At 70.1% G+C, this 24,232-nt stretch carries 17 protein-coding genes and 3 pseudogenes; 12 read left to right on the top strand and 8 right to left on the bottom strand.

Annotated features, from left to right (window positions below):
- Positions 1 to 112: 112 nt before the first annotated feature.
- Together istB and istA are read right to left on the bottom strand one after the other, a co-directional pair.
- Positions 113 to 904, bottom strand: coding sequence for an IS21-like element helper ATPase IstB (gene istB, locus DI005_RS21570; RefSeq protein WP_113642932.1), 792 nt, complete (start codon positions 902 to 904; stop codon positions 113 to 115).
- Positions 901 to 2,463: an IS21 family transposase gene (gene istA, locus DI005_RS21575; RefSeq protein WP_113642933.1), complete on the bottom strand. Its 1,563-nt coding sequence runs from the start codon at positions 2,461 to 2,463 to the stop codon at positions 901 to 903. Before istA ends, istB begins: the two co-directional genes overlap by 4 nt.
- A gap of 93 nt (positions 2,464 to 2,556) precedes the next feature.
- Between istA and DI005_RS21580 the strand changes: the two genes are divergently transcribed.
- Complete coding sequence (locus DI005_RS21580) at positions 2,557 to 4,806, top strand: XRE family transcriptional regulator (RefSeq protein WP_113643318.1); 2,250 nt, start codon at positions 2,557 to 2,559, stop codon at positions 4,804 to 4,806.
- 118 nt (positions 4,807 to 4,924) lie between these two features.
- Here DI005_RS21580 and DI005_RS21585 read toward each other — a convergent pair.
- The 6 genes and pseudogenes from DI005_RS21585 to DI005_RS21610 all read right to left on the bottom strand — a co-directional run bounded on the left by DI005_RS21585 (position 4,925) and on the right by DI005_RS21610 (position 14,700).
- Positions 4,925 to 7,574, bottom strand: a pseudogene (locus tag DI005_RS21585) (helicase HerA domain-containing protein).
- Positions 7,575 to 7,629: 55 nt separating this feature from the next.
- Positions 7,630 to 9,597: a VirB4 family type IV secretion system protein gene (locus DI005_RS21590; protein ID WP_113643319.1), complete on the bottom strand. Its 1,968-nt coding sequence runs from the start codon at positions 9,595 to 9,597 to the stop codon at positions 7,630 to 7,632.
- Positions 9,597 to 10,832, bottom strand: coding sequence for a PrgI family protein (locus DI005_RS21595; protein ID WP_369973606.1), 1,236 nt, complete (start codon positions 10,830 to 10,832; stop codon positions 9,597 to 9,599). The genes DI005_RS21590 and DI005_RS21595 overlap by 1 nt, the downstream gene beginning before the upstream one ends.
- Before the next feature lie 32 nt (positions 10,833 to 10,864).
- On the bottom strand, positions 10,865 to 13,120 hold the full coding sequence (locus DI005_RS21600) for a hypothetical protein (RefSeq protein ID WP_233520249.1): 2,256 nt from the start codon (positions 13,118 to 13,120) through the stop codon (positions 10,865 to 10,867).
- 3 nt (positions 13,121 to 13,123) lie between these two features.
- Positions 13,124 to 13,489 (bottom strand): pilin, encoded by a 366-nt coding sequence (locus tag DI005_RS21605; protein WP_113643322.1) that lies wholly within the window; start codon positions 13,487 to 13,489, stop codon positions 13,124 to 13,126.
- 155 nt (positions 13,490 to 13,644) lie between these two features.
- Positions 13,645 to 14,700 (bottom strand): hypothetical protein, encoded by a 1,056-nt coding sequence (locus DI005_RS21610; protein ID WP_113643323.1) that lies wholly within the window; start codon positions 14,698 to 14,700, stop codon positions 13,645 to 13,647.
- A 550-nt stretch (positions 14,701 to 15,250) separates the two neighbouring features.
- Between DI005_RS21610 and DI005_RS21615 the strand changes: the two genes are divergently transcribed.
- The 11 genes and pseudogenes from DI005_RS21615 to DI005_RS39140 form a co-directional block, all read left to right on the top strand.
- Entirely contained in the window at positions 15,251 to 16,327 is a 1,077-nt protein-coding gene (locus DI005_RS21615; protein WP_113643324.1) for a hypothetical protein, read from the top strand.
- Positions 16,324 to 17,520, top strand: coding sequence for a TRM11 family methyltransferase (locus DI005_RS21620; RefSeq protein WP_113643325.1), 1,197 nt, complete (start codon positions 16,324 to 16,326; stop codon positions 17,518 to 17,520). The genes DI005_RS21615 and DI005_RS21620 overlap by 4 nt, the downstream gene beginning before the upstream one ends.
- A pseudogene (locus DI005_RS39125) lies at positions 17,517 to 18,083 on the top strand (DNA cytosine methyltransferase); the annotation flags it as partial. The gene DI005_RS21620 and the pseudogene DI005_RS39125, both read left to right, overlap by 4 nt.
- A 166-nt stretch (positions 18,084 to 18,249) precedes the next feature.
- The gene (locus tag DI005_RS39130) at positions 18,250 to 18,615 is read left to right on the top strand and encodes a hypothetical protein (protein ID WP_210971102.1); all 366 of its coding nucleotides are present in this window, start codon (positions 18,250 to 18,252) and stop codon (positions 18,613 to 18,615) included.
- A gap of 35 nt (positions 18,616 to 18,650) precedes the next feature.
- Positions 18,651 to 18,983, top strand: coding sequence for a hypothetical protein (locus tag DI005_RS39135; RefSeq protein ID WP_233520253.1), 333 nt, complete (start codon positions 18,651 to 18,653; stop codon positions 18,981 to 18,983).
- Positions 18,980 to 19,900 carry a hypothetical protein gene (locus tag DI005_RS21630; protein ID WP_113643327.1) on the top strand — a complete coding sequence of 307 codons (921 nt, stop codon included), beginning with the start codon at positions 18,980 to 18,982 and terminating at the stop codon, positions 19,898 to 19,900. Before DI005_RS39135 ends, DI005_RS21630 begins: the two co-directional genes overlap by 4 nt.
- Positions 19,897 to 20,445 carry a VUT family protein gene (locus DI005_RS21635; protein ID WP_113643328.1) on the top strand — a complete coding sequence of 183 codons (549 nt, stop codon included), beginning with the start codon at positions 19,897 to 19,899 and terminating at the stop codon, positions 20,443 to 20,445. The genes DI005_RS21630 and DI005_RS21635 overlap by 4 nt, the downstream gene beginning before the upstream one ends.
- 152 nt (positions 20,446 to 20,597) lie before the next feature.
- Entirely contained in the window at positions 20,598 to 21,338 is a 741-nt protein-coding gene (locus tag DI005_RS21640) for a hypothetical protein (RefSeq protein ID WP_233520250.1), read from the top strand.
- Between the two features lie 25 nt (positions 21,339 to 21,363).
- On the top strand, positions 21,364 to 22,104 hold the full coding sequence (locus DI005_RS21645; RefSeq protein ID WP_113643330.1) for a recombinase family protein: 741 nt from the start codon (positions 21,364 to 21,366) through the stop codon (positions 22,102 to 22,104).
- A gap of 649 nt (positions 22,105 to 22,753) precedes the next feature.
- Positions 22,754 to 23,014: a hypothetical protein gene (locus DI005_RS37995; RefSeq protein ID WP_147263895.1), complete on the top strand. Its 261-nt coding sequence runs from the start codon at positions 22,754 to 22,756 to the stop codon at positions 23,012 to 23,014.
- A pseudogene (locus DI005_RS39140) lies at positions 23,011 to 24,102 on the top strand (recombinase family protein); the annotation flags it as partial. The gene DI005_RS37995 and the pseudogene DI005_RS39140, both read left to right, overlap by 4 nt.
- Positions 24,103 to 24,232 lie beyond the last annotated feature (130 nt).

Here is a 24,232-nt window from a genome sequence, read left to right on the forward strand (position 1 = left end):
TGTCAAGGGCCAGTTCGTTCTCCCCGCTGGCGGCCAGGAGTTCTCCCCACTGGTGGCCAGATAGATCTCCCCGACGGCGGCCAGATAAGTCCCCGCCCTCGGTCGTGCGTGCTCAGTTCAAGGCGGTGACTCCCTTGCCGGAGGTGGCCTGCGCGAGCCGGTAGCTGTCACCGTCGGTGACGACGATGTGGGCGTGGTGCAGGAGCCGGTCGACCGTTGCGGTGGCCAGGGTCTTGGGCATGATCTCGTCGAACCCGGACGGGTGGAGGTTGCTCGACACCGCGAGCGAGCGACGTTCGTAGGCGGCGTCGACCAGCCGATAGAACCCCTCCGCGGCGTCCGGGGAGACCGGCAGCAGCCCGATGTCGTCGACGATGATCAGGTCGGTGCGGATCAACCGGGCCAGTGCCCGGGTGATCGAGTCGTCGGCGCGGTGGCGGCGGACCAGGGCGCCGAGGTCTTCGATGGTGAACCAGGCCACCGTCATCCCGGCCTCGACCGCGGCCTGGCCGAGCGCTTCGCAGAAGTGGGATTTCCCGGTCCCGGACGGCCCGCAGATGCACACGTTCTCCCGCCGACCCACCCATTCCAGGGTGGTCAGGGCGTCCTGGGTGGGCCGAGGGATGCAGGACGCGCCCGCGTCCCAGTCGCCCAGGGTCTTCCCGGCGGGGAACCCGGCCCGTTGGCGCCGGGTGCGCAGGTTCGTGGCGTCGCGGCCGGCGGCTTCCTCGGCGAGCAGGACCCGGACGAGCTCGGCGTGGTCCCAGCGCTGCGCCCGCGCGGTCGGCACGAGCTCGACGAGGTGGCGGCGGATGTGGGGCAGCTTGAGCCGCCGGGTCAGCGCGACGGCCTCCGCGAGCGGATCCCCGGCCGAAGCCGGCACCGATCCGGTGACCGCGCTCATGACGGCTCTCCTGCCGGGTCGAGCTCTGCCGGGTCGGGATGGGGGTCGGGATCAGGTGGCGCGGCGATGCCGAAGCCGGACCAGGCCGAGGTGCCGGGTTGCAGGCTGTGCGTCTCACTCGCGCGGACCGTGGGCTTGTTGATGTCGCGCCCGGCCTGGTGGGCGAGGATGCGCAGTACGTCGTTCTCGGCGAACCGTCCTGCGACCGCGGCCGTGCCGAGGGCGCGGTCGACCTCGCCGGGCGGGTGCAGCTTGGCCAGCGCGACGGCCTCGGCCATCTTGCGTCGGACCCCTCGCGCGCCAGACCCGGCGGCCTCGACCAGCCAGGACGTCGCGCCCGGGCCGAGGGCGAGGAACTCGGTCTCCGCGGCGCTGCCCGCCCGCGGCACCCGTTCCCCGGCGGCGTTCGCCGCCGCGGTGGGCGGCGGGTAGTGCTCGGGCTGGATCGATGGCGTCCCGGGTGTCGAGCGGGCGTGGCGGGCAACCTCGCCCGGGCCGTGCTCGCCGACGGCGGTGATGACCAGGTCGTCGCCGTGGAACCGGACCCAGACCCGGGTGTCGACCAGCTGGTGGGGCACCGAGTAGCGCACCCCTTCGACCGAGACGGTGGCGTCCCAGTTCACCCGCCGCGTCGTCCCGAACGCAACCGTGAACGCGACTGTCGGCAGCGGATGCAGCCTCGTGCGTTCCTCGGCCAGGGCATCAACCGGCGGCCGGCGGGTCTCCCGGTGCGCCCGGGCGTTGACCTGCTCGCAGAACTCCCGACACGCGCTCTCCAGCTGGGAGAACGTGCGGTACTCCTCCAGCAGGTTCGCCGAGGTCGGGACGATGTCGGCCTTCGCGATCCGCACCGTGGCCTCCGAGCCGCCCTTGGACTGCGGGTCCGCTGGCACGCAGGTGCGGATCGTCATCCCGTAATGCCGTCCGACCGCGACGATCTCCGGGTGCCGCACCGCGATCCCGGCGACATGGTCGACCGAGACGGTGCGCTCGTTGTCGGTCAGCGCGTAGGTCGGGACCCCGCCCATGCGGCGCAGGGTGGTGTCCATGCAGGCCACGATCGTCGGCAGGGTCCGGTCCCAGACCGCGAGCACGATCCGGAACCGTGACCACGCCAGCCACGCGCACCACAACGACGTGCGGCGCCCGTTCACCCGAGGGCCCTCGGCCCAGTCCCACTGCAGCCACAGCCCGGGCTCGACTACCCACGGCCGGAACACCCGGCGCTGCCCGGCCCGCAATCGGGCCTTGACCTCCGCGACCGTGCGCCGGGTGGTGCGCTCCCCGCCGGTGAAGCCCATCGCGACCAGCCGCTCGTGGACCACGTCGGCGCGGACCCGGCCGTCCGAGCGCACCACCAGCTCCTCGATCTTGTCCTGGTACTCGTCGATCGGCCGCACCCGGTGCTCCCGGGCGACCGGCGGCTGACCCGCCTCGCGCAGCGCCACATAGCGGGCGACGGTGTGGTGATCACAGCCCGCCAACTCGCCGGCGGCGCGGTAACTCCCCGTGAGGTCGAACGCCTCCAGGATCTCCATGATCTCCTCGTCTCGCTTCACCGGCAGACCCTCGCCGCCGGCATCGGATGCTTGATCACCGGGGAGATATCTGGCCGCCAGCGGGGAGAACGCTGGCCGTCACCGGGGCGGTAAATGGCCGCCTACGGGGAGTTTGGACTGGCCGCTGTCACCGCACAAGCGGCTCAGGCATTTCTGGAACAGGCGCAGGCGTGGACTGCCTGGGGTGCTCTGGCATTGCATCGCTACCTTGATCAGCATCCCGAGGCGCTGCGCGTGCCGCCGCCGGATTGTCCGTTGGTGCTGGCGCGACTCCTGTACCTGCTGGCCGCCGCAGGCCACCCGGTTACCGCACCCGCGTGCTCGATCTGCGGCCGTTCCGATCGCCTGCTGGAGTGCCGCACCCCGGACGGCCGGTGCTGCAACTGGTGCAAGCACAAGACAACAGTGCGGCCCTGCGCTCGGTGCGGGCAGGAAGCGGTCGTCGTCACCCGCCGACCGGAAGGACCGATCTGCCGGCGGTGCTATGCGGCCGACGAGGACCTGTTCGAGGAATGTGTCGAATGCGGGCGTCGTCGCCGGCCGACCAAACGACGAGCCGACGGTGCCGCCTGGTGCGAGTCCTGCGCTCCCAAACCTACTCACCAATGCATTCGGTGCCGTGATCACCGCCCGGCGGCGGCGATCACGGAGGACGGTCCGGTTTGCTACAACTGCTACCAGCGTCCGCCGCGGCGTTGCGGGGTCTGCGGCCACATCCGCCCGATCCGCATCCGCGCGGTCGGCGACCAGCCGGACCGGTGTGCCCAGTGCTACCGGCAGACCGGTCAGTGCGTGGTCTGCGGACGGGTCCGGCCGGGCAGCGGGCTCGGCGGCCGCGGCGGCGCATTTCACTGCTCCGCTTGCCGGCCCCGTCGATCCGGGCACTGTGACGACTGCGGCCAGACCGCCCAGTTGTATGGAGACTGGCCCCGTGGCTCGGTCTGCTTCCGCTGCTACTTCCACCACCTGCGCAACCCAGCCCAGTGCCCGCAATGCGCGATCGTGCGAGTCCTGGTCGGCCGCGCCGAAACCGGCGAGGACATCTGCGGACCGTGCTCGGGATCCACAGTGGACTTCACCTGCCGCACCTGCGGCCGTCCGGGGCGGCTGCACGCCGACGGCTGCTGCGCCCGCTGCGTGGTAACTCACCGCGTGCACGACCTGCTCAGCGACCACTCCAGCGTTGTGGCACACCAACTTCAGCCGCTGGCGCACGCACTGACCGCCGCACCGAACGAATACTCGGTACTGAACTGGCTCTATTACCACCCTGCCACCACGTTGCTGGCCGACCTTGCCGCCCAGCCCGCCCAGATCACCCACGCCCTGCTGGACGGCCTGGCACCCACTCGCAGCACCCGCTACGTCCGCGACGCACTCATCGCCACCGGCGCTCTGCCGCCACGGGCTGAACACCTCAACCGGCTGGAAGCCTGGGCAGACCGCACGATCGACCGCCTGCCCAAACGCCAGCAGCGAATCATCCGCCCATTCGCGGAGTGGCAGGTGATCCGCGATGCCCGCCGGCGCGCCGCCCGCAACCGATACACCGAGGGAGCCGCAGCCACCGACCGCACCGACATCCGCACCGCCATCGGGTTTCTGGACTGGCTCGACGCCAGCGCAACCACCCTCGACGCACTCACCCAAGATCAGCTCGACCACTGGCTGGACACCAACCCGACCCGACGCAGGGGTCTTGCCTCGTTCCTGCGCTGGGCGCGCCAGCGCAGACTCACGACCACGCTGGAGTTCTTGTCTAGCAAGAAGAGCATGCCGGTCCTCTTTCAAACTGAGGACCAGTACCGACGACAGCTGCGCCGCTGCCTCAACGACGGCACCCTCCCGCGCGAGGTGCGGATCATCGGCAGCCTGGTCAGGCTCTTCGGCTTGCCCATCAGCCGCATCGTCGAACTGACCGCCGATCGGTTCCACCGCGCCGACGGCGACGCGTTCCTCACCATCGGCAAACATCCGGTGCTGCTGCCACCCAAACTGGCAGCACTGATCGAGGAACACCTCGCCCACCCGCGCTACCGGTCGATGGTGCGCCCGCCGGCCGGTGACCCACCCCGATACCTGCTGCCCGCGAGTCGGCCAGGCAAGGCGCGAGGCGCCCGAGCAACGCAGAAACTCTTGCGGCAGCATGGATTGCCTACGCTTGCCGCCCGCAACACGGCGATGATTGAGGCTGTCGGCGAGCTGCCGCCGATCGTAATAGCCGACCTGTTCGGCATCCATCCCGGAACGGCACACTCCTGGGCCAAGTTCGCCCAAGCCAGCTGGACCGACTACCTCGCCGCCGACGCGGCTACCGAGCCGAACACCACCAGCAAGAGATGAACACCAGCTCGACGATCTTGGGAGTGCCCGAATAGCGCACACCTTCAATACCTACCTCTCACCAGTTTGTTGAGTGGAAAGGACTTCCACCTGTCTTTGCGGGTGCGGCCGAGTCGGGTCAGGACTGCTGGCGGCGTGGGTCGGCGCTCCGCTCCCGGACGCCGGACTGGCCTCGGCGATCGCCGTTGGTCGGCCGCGCCTGCCGCGAGGTCCCGGCGGGCCGCTGCGGAGGCCGGGTTGGTGCCTGCGAACCGGACGCGGAGGCGGTGGCACCTGGAACTCGGCTGCGCAAGGCACGGCGGGCGATGCCGCGGATTTCCCGTGCGCGGCCGGGAATCGCGCGAGGAAGCGGCTGGGTGCGCATGGTGAACGGCTGTGCCTCTTCCCCGTTGAGCACGAGCCGTGCGGCGGCGTGGTAGACGCCCAGGTGCGCCAGGTCGTGATCGGACAGTCGGGGCGCGGTGTGGCGGGACAGCTCGCGAGAGTCCTCCGGGGAGGCGTTGAAGAAGATTTTGCTGCGAGCGTTGGTGGACATGCCTTCCCGCAACTCACGGGGAAGCTGGCCAAGATGCTGATGCGCCAACGTCATCGCGACACGGAAGCCCCGTGCCTCGGCCAGCATGTCCTCGATCGGGTAGGGCAAGTTCAAGAAGTTGTGGCACTCGTCGATCACCATCGACGCGTCTCGTCGCTGGCGTTGCGGCGTGCGGGCGCGGGCGGTGGTTGCCTGCCAGGTACGTGCGACCACCAGCGACCCGACCAGCCGGGTGGTTTCCTCGCCGAGCGAGCCTTTGGGGATGCGCACTAGGCAGATGCCGCCGTCGAGCACCTCTGCCATGTCCACTGTGGAATGTCCGCCTGCTATGGCGTCGCGTACGAACGGCCGCAGCAGGAAGGCGCGCAGCTTGTTCATCAGCGGGCTGATCACCTGGCTGCGGCTGGAGTCGGTGAGTTCCTCGTACCAGGACCAGAACCCGCGCAGCACGGGGTCGGTGATCCCGGCGGTGACCCGTGATCGGAAGGCGGGATCGGCCAGCAGCTTGGGCAGATCGGCGAGGGTGGCGACGCCTTCCTGGGTGCGCAGGGTCAGACAGGCAGCGCGCATCACGTCGTCGGTACGCGGACCCCAGAACGCGGAGTAAACCCGCCGGAACACCGAGACAAGGTTGTCGACGGTCAGATCGGTTTCCCCACCGTCCAACGGGTTCAGGCACGGTGGCCGGGACTTCGAGTCGGCGTCGAAGATCACGACACGATCCGCCACCGAGCGAGGCAGACGGGAGAGCATGTCGGTGACGAGGTCGCCCTTGGGGTCGATCAACACGATCCCGCGTCCGGCCTCGGCGTCAGCCAGGATCATGTTGCCCAGCAAGGTGGATTTGCCGGAGCCGGTCGCGCCGATGACGTGCAGGTGGTGCCGCGCGTCCGGGACACGCAGCGCCACGGGTCGTTCGTGTCCGGTGTCGGTGACGCCGATCGGCTTGGCCTCCGGGCCGGGCGTGGCGATGCCCGGTGGCGGGGAGATCGCGCGGGCGCCGGCACGCTGCACGCCGGGGATCGCCTCGTCGGTCGGCAAGTGCGCCAGCGCCGCCAGTTCGGCCACGGACAACAGGTCGCCCTTGCCGAGGCGCCGGTCGGCCAGGACAGGGCCGGGGTGGCGGACGCGGTGGCGGGTGTAGTGGTTGTGCTCGGTGTAGGAGGCGAAGCTCGCGGCCAGCGCGTGTGCCCGGCCGCGGGCGACGTCCCGCGCCTGGCGGACCTCGGTCTCGGCGGCGTCGGCGGGCAGGAGGGTGGCGACGGCGTAGCGGATGACCGTCTCGTATTGCGAGCCGCGCTGTTTGGCGACGATGGCGCGGTTCTGTGCCGCGTACTCGAGCGAGGTCTGCGGATCGCTGGCCAGTGCCCCGGACTTCGCCGTGCGCCGGGCGGCTCCAGACTTGACGCCGGGCGTGACCAGGTCGAGCAGGCGACCGACTACTCGGGTGGAACCGCCGGTGTGCACCCGCCGCGCGGAGCGCCGGGCTTTGCCGACGCGGCGGCCGGTGACCGGGCGGGCGAGGATCTGGACGCAGGCGTACTCGTCGCGGCCGAGGCCGACCGGGGCGCCGATCAGGGCGCGCAGGGGATCGGCGTCGAAGTCGGTGCGGATCGGTAGCGCCTCGGAGCGGGCGAGGCGGAGTTCGCCGCCGACGACCAGCCGCCGCTGTGCCTCACCTGGAGGTGGCAGGGGTGGGTCGGCGGTGCCGACGCGGGTGTGTGAGCCGGGCCAGGCGGCCTCGATGGCGCGTTCGACGAGGCCGGGGGGGGATCACGCCGGGCACCCACAGTCGGATGCCGACCCCTGCCTCGGAGAACGTGTACTCGCAGGCCACATGGGGCTGCCCGGTGAACCACCGGCGCCAGGCCGGGCGCAGCAGCCCGACGAGGTTGGACCACAAGGCCGCGCCGCCCGCGGGATCCACGGTGGGCGGGGCGAGCACGGTGACCTGGCGTGCGTCGGCGACCAGCCTCGCGTGACAGCGCCGCGTCCACCGCCGCCGGCCGATCACGAAGCCCGCGATGCCGACTGCCAGCACGGGGGCGACGATCGGCCCCCAGGTGATCGCCCAGTCCCGCAGGTGACCCAGCAGCGTGAGCAGCGCACCGCCGGGGTCGCGCAGGTAGTCCCCGAGCCACCCGTTCGTCAGGCCCGCCCGCACTATTCCGTGAGCAGCCAGCGCATTGGACGGCTCGGGGTGGCTGAGGACAGCCGGTATCCAGGAAAGCATTACGGGTCCTTCCAAGAAGGTAAGAAGTGCTCAAGCGGAAAAGAGACGGCCGGTGTCAGGCGGCGTCGAGTTCGATGTCGTCATCAGCACCGAACGAACCGAACTCATCGCCCTCAGCCGCATACGCCTGCTCGGTGGCGAAGCCCAGGTCCACGAAGGACTGCTCCTCGGCGTCGGTCTCGCCGGGGTCGACGTCCGCGGCGTATCCGGCGAGTTCGGCCGGGTTACTCGTGACCAGGTAGTGCTCTGTGGGCGAGGCAATACTTTGGAACGCGACGCGCTGGGTGCCCGCCGACAGCAATCCCTGACCTCGGTCCGCCGACAGCAGGAATTGCCGTTCCCCGGCCGACAAATCGAAGGTCTGGGTGATCTCGTCGATGGCCTGCGACGCCTGCCGCAGCAGCACTTGGGTCGCCGCGTTGGCTACCACGGCTTTGCCGAGATCGTTACCGAGAACATCGGCGGTGTCTTGGGTCGCAACCGTCAAACCTGCCCAGTGTTTCCGGGAGGCTTTGGCCATGCGGAACAGGAACTCCGCGCCCGACTTCTCTTTCATCAGCAGCCACGCCTCGTCCACGACCACCAGGCGCGGGCGGCGAATCGCGGGATTGGACACCCGCCGCCACACCGCGTCCAGGGTGAGCAGCGTGCCGATGGCTTTCAGCTCGTCGGGCAGATCCCGCAGACTGAACACCACCAAATGGCCTTCCGGATTGGTGGTGGTCGGGCCGTCGAACAGCTGCTTGAACGCGCCCTCGACGAACGGGTGCAACCTCGCCGCGAGCTCGGCGGCAGCCCCGTCGCCGGCCTGGCCCGCGGTGGCCAGCTGGTCGCGCAAGGACCTGAGGGTCGGTGAGGGGCGAGTCCACGTGCGGGCGTCGGCGGTGATCCCCACCGACTGGTACGTCGCGGCGATGCCCCGGTCCAGCGCGGCCCGCTCGGCGGCTTCCAACTCGGTGCCTGTGCCGTCGGCGGTGAGCACCGAGATGACGGTGTGCAGGAACAGCGACCGCCGCACGAGGGCGTCTTTCGGTGCGGTCCGGCGGCCGTCGGCGCGGGTGTGGATGGGCAGGTCGAACGGGTTGAGCCGGACGTCGCGGGCACCGAGATGGACGTAGGTGCCGCCCACGGCGGCGGCCAGGCGGGCGTACTCGTCCTCGGGGTCGACGACCGCGATCTCGATGCCCCGGTACAGGCTGCGCAGGAGTTCGAGCTTGACCAGGTAGGACTTGCCCGCGCCGCTGCGCCCGAGGATGACCGAGTTGTGGTTGTGCATCCCGTCGCCGAAACGATCCCAGTGCACCAGCCCCTGCGATCCGACGTTGTAGCCGTAGAGCACGCCGGACGGCGCCGCCACGCTGGTGGGGTCGGCTGCGGGCAGGTCGGGCGAGGTGAACGGGAACGCGGCCGAGAGCGCACTCGTGTCGAAGGTGCGCCTCATTCCGATCAGATCGAGGCCCATCGGCAGGGTCGACACCCAGCCCTGCAGTGACCGGTAGGTGGTGTGCTTGGCATCCAGCAACAGGCTCGCGGATATGGAGCGCAGCGCCGCTACCTCGTCGGCCAGCGCTCGCTCGGACGGGGCGTGGATCGTGAGGTACAGCCCGACGCGGAACAGCTTGCCTTCGCCGCGCGCGACACGGGAGGACAGGTCGTAGGCGTCTTCGGTGGCGGCTTCGACCTGCGGGTCGTAGAGGCGGCCGTGCTCGGCGGTGTGCCGCCGGCCGCTCTCGAGTTTGGCGAGCTGTTTCTTCAGCCGCGCGGCGGCGGTGGCCGGGTCGATCGGCTCGACATGCAGCGCGACGTCGAGGCGGCCGGGGTAGGTCAGCAAGGGCGCGAGCCAGCCGGGGTGTACCTCACGCGGGAACCCGGTCACGGCGAAGCTGGACACCCATTCGTTGCCGACCTCGAGATGCCGGGCGCCGACGGACAGGGCGTCCGGCGTGAACGCGGCTGCCCGGTGGTGCGCGGCGGCGGGCTGGGTGTTGGGACGGCGCTGGCCGCGCCGCGTTCGGGTGGTCATCACAACCGCCCCCTCTCCGGGTAGTCGTCGTCTTCGTCCTCGTAGTCCCAGTCGTCGACCTCGTCGTCGTCCGGGCCGTACTCGTCCTGGTCGACCGCGGCACGGTCGTCGCCTTGCCAGAACGTGCGGTCCTCGGCGAGGTCGCCGTCGTCCAGGTCGGTGCCGCCGGCGGTGGTGATGACCTCGTCGGCACCGGCCAGGGCCGCCGAGGGCGGCAGCAGGGTGTCGGGGTTGCACGCAGAGGCGAGCACGGCGGTGGCCTGCCCGGCGTCCAGCGGGGTGACCACGATCCCGGCGGGCGAGAGCAGTTCGATCGCCTCGCTGAGGCGGCGCACCAGCCGTGACTCCGCCGCCCGTCGCGCGCCAGCGCTCGCCTGTGTGGTCTCGGCATTCGCGCGGCGTTTACCGCGGGTCAGCGAGGACAGCACCGCCAGCGGGCCGGGTCCGCCGAGCCCGTCGGTCGGCCCGGCGGCGCCCATTGGCTCGCGCAGGATCAGCAACACCTGACGGCGCAGCAGGTCGGTCTGCTCGCCGAGCTGCACCAGGTAGTCGGCGTGCTCGATGGCGGCGGCCTCCAACGCCGGGTGTGGCAACCCGCCCGCACGCGCCCGCAGCTCGGCGATCTGGCCGGACAGGTCGAGCCGTTCGGTGCGTACCAGCACCTGCACGGGCGCGGTCAGGCTGTGCAGGTAGCGGCCGAAGCTGGCGACCAGGGACTCCTGCTCGGACGGTGTCCGCAGCGCGAAGTTCACCGTGGAAGCGACCGCGACGACGGCCAGGCCGTCGGTGCCCAGGTCGACCACGCCGGTGTCGGTGACCGCCTCGGCGGGCAGCCGCAACGCCGACGGCGAGATCTGCTCGGGCACCGCCGCCTTGCTCTTGGCCTTGGCCGACTTGCCCTTGCCGGCGCCCGCGGTCCGGCTCGCGCTCGTGGCGGCGGTCTGGCTGGTGAGCCATTCCGGCGCGGGGCGAACGCCTTCGGGTGCGGCGACGCGGTGGCGCGGTCCCATGCGTTGCCGGATCGCGGCGACCAGCAGTCGGTCCATCGAGATCCCGTCGCGCTGGCCGAGCGCGATGACGGCCGCGCTCACCCCGATCGGGATGGCCAGCGCGAGGAACACCGGGAGCGGCACGACCGCGCGAGTGGTGGTCCAACCGGCGTAGAGCACCAGGCCGGTCACCGCGAGGATCGCCAGTTGGCGGGCGGTCAACGGGCCGATCACTTTGTCGGCCATGTCGACGTCGGCGGGTATGCGAACAGGCGAAGTCACGACTTACCTCCGGGCTTGGGTGGTGGCGGCGAGGGGCGCCGCGGTGGTTTAGGCAGGTCCAGCGGGAGCCGGAGCTGCTGCCCGGCGGGCGAGGCCGGTCGTGCGGGTGGCGTTGCCGGTGGCGGGGTCGGCGGGCGCGGTGTGCGGCGCACGCCGTCCAGCGGGAGCGGGTACTGCCCGGAGCGGGTTGCCCGGTTGCCCTTGTACGGGTCGAAGGGCAGCTCCATCTGAGTGCCGCGCGATCGAGCCGGGGGTGCGGCCGGGGGCGGCGGGCTCGGCGGGCGCGGTGTGCGGCGCACGCCGTCCAGTGGCAGCGGGTACTGCCCGGAGCGCGTCGGCCGGTTGCCCTTGTACGGGTCGAACGGCAGCTCCATCTGCTGCCCGCCCCGACGCCGACCGCCCGGCTGGTTGGGTGGTGCCGGAGGCGGCGTCGGCTTGACGCGCTCGGCGTCCAGCGGCAACCGGTACTGGCCGTCGCGCCCGAGGACTGGCTTGTTCTCCGGCCAGTCGTCCCCGAGTGGCAGAGCCAGCTGGCGGCCCTGCCCGGCTTTCGGTTTCGGCGCGGGAGCGGGCTTGGGTTTGGCGGCCGGTCGGCTGCGGCGAACACCGGCCAGCGGCAGCACGTACTGGCCGTCAGCGGTGGTGCGGGCGTGGGCGTAGGGGTCCGTCGGTGCGCGACCGCCGCCGCCCCCGTTGCCTCCGCGACCACCACCACCGCCGCCGGACGGGCGAGGCTTGCGGCCACCGCCGCCTCGGCCACCGAGCAGGCCGAAGGTCTTGTAGGCGATGAAGCCGCGCACGATCGAGCCGAGGATCGAACGACCGCCGCTGCCTTTGACCGAGGACAGCACCCAGAACGGGATCTTGAACAGGATGTACATCAACGCGAGCGCGACGAGCAGGTTGACCAACCCGCTGACGGTCGGGCCAAACAGGGTGAATCCGCCGGGCGCGAGGAACACCTTCATGGCGGTGATCAACGTCAGTGACTGCACGACCTGGATGGCCAGGCAGCCACCGAACGCCTTCCACCACCAGCGCGCGATGCCCTCGGTCTGCGGGAGCGCGTGGAACATCAGCGCGATCGGCGCCCCGGCGATCAGGATCACCGTCAACGCGACCCGGACGACGTAGGTGACCAGCAGGACGATCAGCATCCCGGCGAGGAAGATGCCGATGAAGATGATGAAGATCCCGCCGTTGAGCGACCCGAGGACGAGGTTCTTCAACGTCTCGCCGGCCGAGCTGGCGTCCAGGCCGCCACCCATGACCGCTTGGGCCAGTCCGTTGGCAATCTGGATGCCCTTGGTCGCCACCCACAGCGACAGGGCTCCGGCGAGGAACCCGACCACGATCCGGGGCGCGATCTCCTTGATGGAGTGCCGGGTCTGCAGTGTCTGGTAGCTCATTGCCAGGATCCCGGCGATGAGGATCAACATCCCGTAGCAGGCGAGCAGGATCTGCCAGGAGTTGGTCCACAGCTCTCCGATCCGCGGCAGCGAGTCGGGCGTCGGAGTGGTCAGCAGTGTCTTGGACAACAAGTCCAAGAGCGGGTTGAGCGCGGCGGTGACGATGCCCCGGAAGAACGCGTTGATCGCGTTGGTGATGCAGCCGCCGATGTCGGTGATCCCGCAGTCGGCCTCGCCGTCATCGCCGTTGCCGGGCTGGCCGGTGCCGGGGTTGGTGGGTGGCGCCGAGGTCGGCGGTTGCGGGATGCAGCCCTCCCCCGTGCAGGGTGGAGGAGCCGGAGTGGTGGACGGGTGCGTGCACTCGTACTGCAGCGAACCGGGGAAGCACGTCACCGAGGTGGGCGGTCCGGTCGGGATCGGCAGCGGAATGCCCGTCGGCGGTGGCGTGGTCGTGGGCGCGGGTAGGTGGCAGACCGGCAACGGCGAGTCCGGTGTGCACGGATCAACGGTCGGCAACGGCAGTGGTGGAGGCGGCGCGGGCTGTGCCGCGGCCGGACCGCCGGGCGTTGCGGCGGCGCTGACGGCGAGTGTGCCGCCGAGCAGAACGACCAGGCTCAGCGCCAGCATTACGAGCGCTCGGCTTCGCGTCATGCGCAGCCGCCGCACCCATCGACCAGTGCGCCGGCCACTGGTGCGCCAGGTGGTGCTCGCGGGCGGGGGCGCGAGCAGTTCCCGGCTGGCGCCGGTGGCCTCCGCGCGAGCCGGTGCGGGCTCGTCGGAGCGCAGGCTGTGGACGGTCGGAGCGGCCGATGTCCGACGACGGGCGGGCCTGGTCGTGGACATGGCTCAGGCCCCCACGATGCCCTGGAGCACGGTGACGACCAGGGGTGCGAGCGCGGCCAGGCCGTAGCCGATCGCGGCGGCTTTGAAGCACTCCTTGGCCTTCTCCTGCTCGCCGGGATCGCCGCCGCCCATCACACGGCGGACCCCGCCGATGGACAAAAAGACGGTCGCGAGCCCCGCCAAAATGCCCATCACCCAGTTGCGGATGTTGGTCAGAACCTGATCAACAGATCCGGCCAGGGCGACCACCACGGTGTCCGCGTGCGCGGTCGAGACAGGCACGAACAGCGCGACGACGGCCACGCCGGTGAGCAGCGCGAGGTTCCGCCGAAGCGTGGTCCGACGGCAGCCGGCCGACAGGGAAGACATCCGAGGTGTGGTGGACGTGGGAGTGGTCGGCCGTGAGGTGCAGCAGGTAGCCCGGCGGGCTCGGCGAGCCGCTCCGAGCGAGAGAATGACGGGTCCACGGCGAGGCCGACGGTCGCTGCTACGACGGTCTGGCCGGCGGTGGACGGGCGAATGGGTCAGGCGCATCGCGGCACCTCCGGAGTCGTGCTCGACAGCTGCCGGGGCGTTCCGGTCGAGCGGTCGAGCGAGGTGGTGTGCGCGGGAGCGGCTGGGGTCCTCCCGCAGCCCTCGACTCCGGATTCGGGGGCCTTTTTCCAGGCGTGTGACCGAACCGTGACCAACGACTTTCCGCCGATCCTGGTCACCGTGCGTGACTTTCGGGTCGGTCGGCGCGAGGCACGGCTGGCGTCACTCGCGGCGGCGGTGATGGCCGTCGCGTTCACCGCGCGGATCTCCACGTCGCGCTCGCGGCGGTCGGCGGGGTCGTCGTGCGGGGCCTGGTCGGTGAGCCAGGCGAGCAGGCGTGCTTCGGCCTGGCTGCGGACCCAGTGCAGGGCGGTGACCTTGACGCCGCGGTCGGCCGCGGCGGCGGTGAGCGTGTAGTCCTCGAGGCGGGTGGAGCCGATCAGTTCGGCCTCGTCGCCGGTGATCGCCCCATCGGCGACGGCGCGAGCGAGGACGAAGTCCGGGTGCCCCCACGGCGGGGTCGGCTCGCTGGAGTGGAAGTCCTCATCGGTGGGCATCGGGCGGTCGAGCGCGTCGCGGATGAACAGGTGTCCCGCGCGCAATCCGGCGCAGCGCAGCCGCCACATGACCCACGGCTTGGCGAGATCGATGCTCGCCAGCTCGGACAGGAAGCCGGTCAGGATCGCGGCGTGGATGTCGCGGTGGTCGTCGGCGTACGGCGCGGACAACTCGGCGGCAATAGAGAACAGCGCGGGCAGCGCGACCCCGACGCACGCCACGGTCCAGGTGCCGCCCTCGTCGCGAGAACGGGTGACCAGGTGGACCCAGATCGGGTCCACGGTGGACATCGGAAGATTGGCGTCGAGCAGCAGGTCCCGCAGCTCGTCCAGGGGCACCCGCCGACGGGGCAGGCCGGGGAAAAGCCAGCCCTCGATCGAGACCGGGCTCGGCCCGGTGACCAACCACTCGAACGCCGTCCGCGCGGAATCCAGCGGAAGCGAGTCACGCTCAAAAGACGTACGGCGGAATATGCGATTCGGGGCCATGTCGGCTCCTTTGCGTGGTCCGAGAAACAGTGACCAGGCAAGGAAGCCAAATCAGGTCCACCAAAACGCCACGAAACCGCCACCAAATGGCCTCCAAAGCGCCACCGATGATCTTGACTGGCCACCTTCGGCCGCCACCAAGATCATCTAAGCCCTGGATACGCACTCGTCTCGAAGGTCGGACAAGATCATTTGATGATCGCCGGTAATAGACCCCGAACTGCGGTAACTCTGGTTTGGTGGCGTTTTGGTGGCGTTTTGGTAATAGCCCACGGGGTGAGGATCGGGCCGTGGTGCGGCCCGGACTGCTCTCGCGCCTTGAGATCGCCGGAAAATTGTGGTCCCGCTCGGCGGATAGCTCGACACAAGCCCTACGCGGGCACACGCGCGCGAGCCTCATGCACATTCTTTGACCCCGAATGGCAGCAAAACATTGCCGATAAAGATTCGGTAACAGCCCTGGAAAAGCGGGTCGTTTTTCGGAGTTGGGGGGGTGTCACAGGGCGCCACGTATCGCGGCGCGCAACCCCAAAGGTTCTGCGAGGATTCCATGACCCAGTCCGACCACTCCGCGAGCCGCGGACCGAAGCGGCGCGGTGACAGCGCCCGCCCGGCGAGCACCCGCTCCGATCCCCGCCGCGGCGGGGATCGCCGCCCCTATCCGACCGCGTCGACCACCACCAGGGTCAGTCCCGCCAAGCCCGGTTCCGCGAGCACCCGCTCCCGGTCGCGGGGGTCCACGGCGACGCCCACCCCGGCGACGGTCTGGACGGCTGGCCCGGCGCCGATCGACCTCGACACGGCCTGGCCGGAACCGATCGTCAGCAAGATCGTCAGCTCGTTCAGCGAGCCCGGCGGACGGGTCGCATTCCTGCCCTGGCCGACCTCCGACGGCCGTGCGCCGCTCGCACCGGTCGGCGCGGACGGGGTGATCGACCACGCCCCGGCAACCGAGCCCGACCACGCGCTGGCCGACGCGCTCGCCGCCGTCGAGGAGCTCAACCGGACCGGCCGCGTGGAGCGCGTCGCGGCGGACCCGACCGCCACCGGTCCGGGTGCGCGACCGTTTTGGGCCGACCTTGTCGGCGACTCCGATCGCTCGGCAGTGACGTTCTTCTCGCCGGCGCGGTCGGACCTCGGCGACGGGGTCTTCGACGGTGCCGAGGACGCGCCGGCCGACACCGACCTGATCATCACGAGCCTGCGCCCCGAGCACGGCGGCGACCAGTCCAGCGACCTCGTGGCGTTGGTCGCGGCCCGGCTGCTGCGGGTCGGCGGGATCCTCGTCGTGCTCACCCACTGTGACTGGCCCGCTGGTGAGCTGATCGACCCGACCGGCGCGGTCGTGGCCTCAGCGCAGAACGCCGACCTGCTCTACCTCCAGCACATCGTCGCCCTGCACGCCCCGGTGCGCCACGGCCGGTTCGCCGCCGAATCCCTCACCGAGCCCAGCGGCCCGGCGGCCGAGAACGAGGCGCGCGCTCGACACCGCGCGGCCGTGCGCGGGCTGCCCGCACCGCATCGGCGCATCCACTCCGACGTCCTCGTCTTCGCTCAGCCGCACGACTACGAGCCGCCTCGTCTGAGCCCGGCGGACGCGGCGCTCGAGAGCGGAGTCATCCGATGAACCACGGCCAGATGTCGAATCCTGCCCAGCCCGAAGACCACCGCCAGGAAGGCACGACCGTGGCCGACGACCGCTTCCCGCGCGCCCTGTCCGATACCGGCCCCAGCCCGGCCCCGGCCCGTGCGGAGAGCCCGGTGGACGGGCCGACTCAGCTCGTCCCGCGCGCGCTCATCGACGGCCTCGACGGCACCACAGGTACGCCGTCCGAGCGGGTCGCCGCCAACTCGGTGGGAGACGTTGCGGTGTCGGTGTGGACGACCGCGCAGACCTCACCGGCGGCCCAGCGCAAGGGCCGCTACACGCCCGAGTCGACCGCGCATCCGGCGAAGATGCTCCCGGCCGTGGCCGCGCACGCGATCGCCCACTACACCGAGCCGGGCGACCTGGTTCTCGACCCGATGTGCGGCATCGGCACCACCCTCGTCGAGGCACTGCACGCTGGGCGCCGCGCGGTCGGCATCGAGTACGAGCCGCACTGGGTCGATGTCGCCCGCGCCAACCTCGCGCTCGCCCACGACGCTGGGGTGCAGCACGAGGGCCGGGTGTTCCACGGTGACGCCCGCCAGATCGCGTCGCTGCTACCGCCGGAGTACGTCGGGCAGGCCGCGCTCGTGGTCACCTCGCCGCCGTACGGGCCGTCCACGCACGGGCAGGTGTCGGTCGCGCCGGGCGCGGGGGTGCAGAAGTACCACCACCTCTACGGCAACACCCTCGACCGCGGCAACCTCGCCAACATCGGGCACCACCGGTTGCTGGCCGGGTTCACCCGCATCCTCGCCGGACTCACCACCTATCTGCGGCCGGGCGGGCACATCGCCATCACCATCCGGCCCTGGCGCGAACACGCCGAGCTGATCGACCTGCCCTCGCAGATCCTGGCGTGCGGTCTGCACGCCGGTCTGATCCCGGTCGAGCGCTGCGTTGCGCTGCTGGCGCGGGCCGCCGAGCACGACCTCGTTGCGCGTGGCAGCTTCTTCCAGCGCGACTTCATCCGCAAACAGCGCGAAGCCGGGCTGCCGCTGCACCTCATCAGCCACGAGGATGTGCTGATTTTCCGCACGGCCCTGCGCCGCTCGGCGGGTTCAGGAATCTCGACGGACCGTCAGGATTCGCGACAGTTCCTCACCAGCCGAGCACGACACACCGAGAACCTGAGGGGCGAGTCGGGTGTGTCAGAGAGCTGGGCGGCATGACCACCCGGCCACACCGCACCCGAGCTCGGTCGGGGCGCGACTCCGCCCCCGCCCCCGCCCCCGTCGCCGTCACCACGACGGCGGCGGGGGCGGTGCGGGCGGCCACCTCTCAGACGTGGCGGGAAACCGACGTTCCGGGACCGGTTGTCGGGTCGGTCTGCACCGGCTACGGCGGACTGGACCTCGGGGTGCTCGCCGCCCTCGGCGGAGGCCGCCTCGCCTGGTGCGCCGACCCCGACCCGCACATCTCCGCGATCCTCGCCGCCCGGTTGCCGGGCATCCCCAACCTCGGCGACGTCCGCGCCATCGACTGGACAAACGTCGAACCGGTCGACGTGCTCACGGCCGGGTTCCCGTGTCAGGACATCTCCGCCGCCGGGCGGCGCGTGGGTATCGAGAAGGGCCACCGCAGTGGACTGTGGACAGACATCGTGGCGGGCGTTCGCGTACTACGACCCGCGCTGCTCGTCGTGGAGAACGTCGCCGCGCTTCGCTGGCGCAACGGAGGTCTCCACCGTGTACTCGGCGACTTGGCCGAAGCGGGGTATGACGCGCTCTGGCGTAGCGTCCGCGCCGCCGACATCGGCGCGGCACACCGCAGAGAACGGGTGTTCCTGCTCGCCTGGCCCCGCCCCGTTGCCTCCCCGGATGCTGCCGACCCCGCAGGCCCGCGACGGCGACAACCGAGGTCCGGCGGACCCGGTGCGGCGTCGAGCTGGTGGGCATCAAGTGAATCTGCACGACGCGGTGGACGCGGTGATGAAGCTGCTGCCTACGCCGACCGCCTCGGATGCGAAGAACTGCACTCACAGGACGCAGGGTGGTGGTCCGTCGCTGCCCGACGAGGCGCGGCTGCTGCCGACGCCGAGGGCGTCGGACACCGGCACGGCGGGTCGCCGGGCGGGTGCGGGTTTCCGGCCGCCGTTGTCGCAGCAGGTGCTTCCGCTGGTCGACCCCGAGGCGTTCCTGCCGACGCCTCGGGCGACCGACGGGACGAAGGGCTGCCCGGCGCAGCGGGGGTCGAAGGGCGACCTGATGCTTCCGTCGGCGATCATGCGGCTGCTCGCACCGGACGCCGACGGCGGCATCTCGTAGCCGTCGCCGACCCGGATCTCGCCTCGCCAGCATCGGTGCATCCCGAGGTGGACTGGGGCGACTACGCGCCGGCCGTGCGGCGCTGGGAACAGGTGCTCGGGCGACCCGCACCGTTCCCCACGCAACCGGGCGTCCATGGGCGCCCCGTGCTGGCCCCGGCCTTCGTCGAATGGCTCCAAGGGCTCGAGCCGGGCTGGGTAACGGGACTCCCGCTGCCGCGCACCGCGCAACTTCGTGCGTTGGGCAACGGCGTCGTTCCGCAGCAGGCCACGTATGCCGTCGGGTTGCTGCTCGCCGACCTCGCCGCGCTCCTCGGCGCCGGTTCCACCGAGCCCTCCGGATATGCGGAGGAGGCGAACGCGGCATGACCAATCCAGCCTCCGTTCACGACGCCGGTCCGGTCTTGCGATGCCTCTCGCTCGGCGCCGGAGTCCAGAGCAGCGCCGTCCTGCTGCTGGCCTGCGAGGGCGTGATCCCGCGCTTCGATGTCGCGCTGTTTGCTGACACCGGCTGGGAACCACGCGCGGTGTACGCGAACCTCGCCCGGCTCCGTGCGCACGCGGCGAAGTTCGGCATTCCGGTGCGCACGGTGTCGGCGGGCAACATCCGCGACGACGCGCTCGACCCGGCCCACCGGTTCGTGTCGATGCCACTGCATGTCCTCAACCCCGACGGCAGCCGTGGCTTGGCGCGTAGGCAATGTACTAGCGAGTACAAAATTTCGCCGCTGAAGAAGACGGCACGCGAACTGCTCGGCTACCCGCATCCACGACGGGTGCCGCGCGGGGTGTACGTCGAGCAGGCCATCGGCATCAGCACCGACGAGTTCACCCGCGCGAAGGACTCGGGCGTGCGCTACCTGCGCAACGTCTTCCCGCTGATCGACCTCGGCTGGGACCGCACGCGGTGCGCCGACTATCTCGCCGAGCGCGGGTTCGGCGAGACGGTGAAAAGCGCCTGCGTCGGGTGCCCATTCCACGGCAACGCGGGCTGGCGCTGGCTGCGCGACAACGACCCCGACGGCTGGGCCGAGGCGGTCGAGTTCGACAAAGCCATCCGCGACGGCTACCCGCACGCCACGACTCAAGGTCAGCAATTGCGCGGGCAGTACTTCTTGCACCGGTCTTGTCGACCACTCGGCGAAGTCGACCTCGACCCGCCCGCTCTCGGAAAGCGGCACCTGCGGCTGGTCTCCACCAAGGCGGTGGAGGAGGACGATCCCGACGGCTGCTCGCCGTGGTCGTGCCGGTCCGGCGCACCGGTCACTGTGGAGCGTGCGGCATGACCGGGCTGCCGCGCTCGCCCGCGACGGCGGGGCACGGGCTCGTCTGGGCGGGTCTGGCGGTGTCGGCCGCCTACGTCGGCTCGGTGGTGATGGCGAACTGGGCCTCCACGCACTGGTCGGCTCTGCTCGTCATCTCGCTGATCGTGCCCGCCGGCACGCTGTGGGCCGGGGTGACGCTGACGCTGCGAGACCTGCTGCACGAGACCCTGGGCACGTCGGGCGTTCTCGCCGCGATCGTGGTGGGGGCGTGGCTGTCCTGGTCGTTGGCCTCACCGCAGATCGCCGTCGCGAGCGTTGTCGCGTTCGCCGTGTCCGAGTGCGTCGACTCGGTCATCTACGGCCGGATTCGGGGCCGGTCGCGGCTGGGCGCGGTCGTCGGCTCGAACGTCGTCGGGCTGGTGAGCGACAGCGTGCTGTTCGTGCCGCTGGCGTTCGGGTCCTTCGCCGCAGTGCCCGGTCAGATCCTCGGCAAGGCGGTCGCGACCGCGCTCACCGTTGCGGTGTTGCTGCTCGCGAATACCGCTCGGCGGGCGGTGTCACGATGAGGTTCTTCCTTGGGACCCATCAGCCGTCCTGGCTCGCCCGCGATCTCGGTGTCCCACTGTTGGTCTCCCACCGCAGGCTGGCCGATCGGCGCAGCCTTCCGCGCGCGAGCGCGCCGTGGGCGTGCGACTCCGGAGGCTTCACGGAGTTGTCGATGCACGGCAGGTGGCGCATCGACGAACGCGGCTACGTCGCGGCGCTTCGCCGCTACGCCACCGAGATCAGCAACCTCGCGTGGGCCGCGCCAATGGACCACATGACGGAGGCTCATGTCTTGGCACGCACCGGTGCGACGGTGCGCGTCCATCAGCACCGCACGGTCGCGAACTACCTGCGGCTGCGTGATCTCGCCCCCGAGTTGCCGATCATCCCCGTACTGCAAGGCCAGTCCATTGCGGACTACAACCGGTGCGCGGACTTCTACGAACGACACGGCGTCGATCTCGCCGCACTGCCGCTGGTCGGGGTGGGCAGTGTGTGCCGACGCCAGCACACCGCTGAAGTCGAGCAGATCATGCGGTCGCTGTCGGCTCGCGGGTACCGCTTGCACGCTTTCGGAGCGAAGGTGCTCGGGCTGGGGCGCTATGCCGACGCGATCTCCAGCAGTGACTCGGCGGCCTGGAGTTTCCGGGGCAGGTATGTGCCCGGCTGCACGCCCAGCCACCGCAGCGAATCCAACTGCCTGCGCTTCGCGCTGGCTTGGCACACCAGGCTTCTGACCTCCTTGCGCGCCGAAGAACCCGGCCATCAGTCCGACCGCGGGCCGACTTCCGCGCGCGGCAAGGGACCGCGAGCAGGCGGCCAGAGAACCGGACGCACCCGCCCTGGCTCGCCGCGTCCGCGCCAGGCCGGAGGCCGGACGGCCGCTCGCACGCAGAACTCGCGCGCCTCATAGCCCTTCACGGAATTGGAGAACCGCCATGCCTTCGAACACCACCGCGCAGGATGAGTCCGGCGACCGCATTCCGCGTTGGGCTGCGACCGCCGGCCGCCAGACTTTCGGGCAGCGCCTCACAGCGATGGGCGCCCGGCTGTTCGGGTCGGCGACGGAGCCGGACACCGGTGAGGTCACGCCGTCGTGGCGCGTGCGGCAGCACGTCCTGCGCGACTACCACGCCGCGAACCTTGTTGCGGCCCGCACCGTGTCCGAGGAATTGGTTCGCGCCGGTTTCAACACCGGAGACGTGCCTTATGGCTATCGCGCTCGGCGGGTCCGGGTCACTCCGGCGGGCCGACGAGCGCGCTGGCGCACTCGGCTGCAGATCGAACCGGTCGAAGCGTCCACGGTGCGGATGATTTTCGTGTGGAGGGGCGAGGATCGCTTGTCCACCACGGAGATCCGTCGCCGACTCGCCGCGTCCCGCTACCCCGCGCCGTTGGACCCCGAGACAGGCGAGCCAGGCGTGTGGACGGTGGCGATTGTGCGGGCGATCCTGCGTAACCCGAAGTACCTCGGCCGCCAGGTCTGGGGGCGCACCCACCACGGAAAGCCGACTCCGCAAGCTGACTGGGTCTGGTCGGAGGTGTGGGTGCACCCGCCGCTGGTGACCGCCGAGGAGTTCGCCGCCGCCGACCGGCGCTGGTGGGGTGTCCCCGCCTCGGCCGGGGCCAACGACTTCTCCGCGAATGCGCTGCCGCCCGACCAACGGCGGGCCGCGTGATGGCCACGAACCACTACCCGGACGGGTTGACGATCGAAGCCATCACCGCACTGCAGCGGGAAGTCGACGATGAACTCCGGCGGGAGGGCTACCCCGTTCCGCCAGTCCAGCAGGCGTTCGTGGCGGTCCGGCCAGCCCCGGCCCACAGGCTCCGGGCTGACCACTCGTCACCACGAGCCGAGGGCTCGCCTACGCGGTCGCTGCCGACCGGAGATGGCCCCGTCCGGAGCCCCCAGCGGTCCAGCGGACAACGAGTGCGCCCGGCCGACGACGTGGCCTCCCGTTCCGGGTCGGGTGACCTATGACTCCGCAGAGAAAGAGAAGGCAGAGAAAACGCCATCCCGCCAATTCTGGGGGCGTTGCGATCCGAGGCATTCGTCACGATCCGCCTGACATTCGCAAGCTCGCAAAAGTCATCGTGAGTCTCGCAACAACAGCAAGGCAAGACGAAGACGCGCCCGAAAACGACTCGTTCGGTACGCAAGAATCAAACGTTGCATCGGAAGAGCAGCAAATCGACCATTCGGAAGCGGCGTAAAGAATCACGGCACATCGAGGTAATATTTGAATTGAAAAAGGAGACGCCGACTTTCGAGCGGCAGCCATTTTGTGGCGATCTCCATTCCGAAATAGACGAGAAGAGCGTGGGATGACGGGCGCGAACGCAGAACCTTCCGGAAACTGGTGCAAAGGTGTTTTCTCCGCAACGCTATCGGCGGCCTCGACCGCAGCGGAGCCGAAGCTTCGGGTCGTCACCTACCGGCGTATGGCATCAGACGCCCCGGCCACGGCTGCCTCCCTGGACGCGCAGCGCGCGGCGTGCCAACGCCTTATCGAAGAGCTCGGCCTGCACCTCGTTGACGTGTTCATCGAGCCCGAGCACTCGGCGACCGAGACGAGCGCGCGATGACCAGTGCATACGACGATCTCGTCGACGAACTGCTCGGGGATGACGCTCTCCCTGCCGTCCTATCGACGGTCGCCGAAGCGGTGGAGCCGGGAAGCCGGGCAGTGATCTATCTGCGGGTGTCATCGGCTGGCCAGGTCAAGAACGACTACGACCCCGAAGGTATCTCGATACCCGCCCAGCGCGTCAAATGCCAGCGCAAAGCCGAGCAACTCGGCTTGACGATCATTGATGAATACGTCGAGCCTGGTCGCACAGCGACCGAGATGTCGAAGCGAGTCGAGTTCCAGCGGATGCTCACGCGAGTTCGCAACGCGGGCGACGTCGACTACATCATCGTCTACAAGCTGTCCCGGATGGCGCGGAACCGGCTCGACGACGCCATCGTCATGGCCGATCTCCGTAAGCGCGGGGTCACCCTCGTGTCGGCCACCGAGTCCATCGACGACTCGCCGGTCGGTCAGCTCATGCACGGCATCCTGGCCACCTTCAACGAGTATCAGTCGCGGGAGTCCGGCGCGGACATCGCGTACAAGATGAAGCAGAAAGCCAAGAATGGCGGCACGATCGGCCGCGCGCCGCTGGGCTACCTCAACGTCCGAGACCGGTTCGACGGCCGCGAAATCCGCACCATCGCCGTCGACCCCGAACGCGCGCCCTTTGTCCAGCTTGCTTTCGAGCTCTACGTCACCGGTGACTACTCGTTGGAAGACCTGTCCGACGAGCTCTACGATCGCGGCCTGCGCACCCGGCCCACCGGTCGCCATCCCGCCAAGCAAGTCTCGATCAACAAGCTCTCCATGATGCTGCGAGACCGCTACTACCTCGGATACGTAGAGGTCGATGGCGAGGAGGTCCAAGGCCGGCACGAGCCACTCATCGACGAGGACCTGTTCGATCGCGTCCAGGATCTCCTCGAATCCCGCTCCACGGCAGGAGAACGCCGCCGCGAGCACCCCCACTACCTCAAGGGCTCGTTGTTCTGCGGACGCTGCAAACGAGCGGGCATCACCCAGCGGCTGATCGTCCAGCACACCGTCAACTCCCGAGGCAGCGAATACACCTACTTCTTCTGCCGCAACAAGCAGAACGGCAGCTGTGAAGCACCGCACATCAACGTCGCCCTTATCGAAGACGCCGTGGAAAACCACTACGCCACGATCCGCTTCAGCGCCAAGTTCGTCGCCACCGTCCGCGCCGAAGTCGCCCGCACCATCGACG

This window comes from Prauserella sp. PE36, from assembly GCF_003311655.1.
Classification (GTDB): Bacteria; Actinomycetota; Actinomycetes; order Mycobacteriales; family Pseudonocardiaceae; genus Prauserella_A; species Prauserella_A endophytica.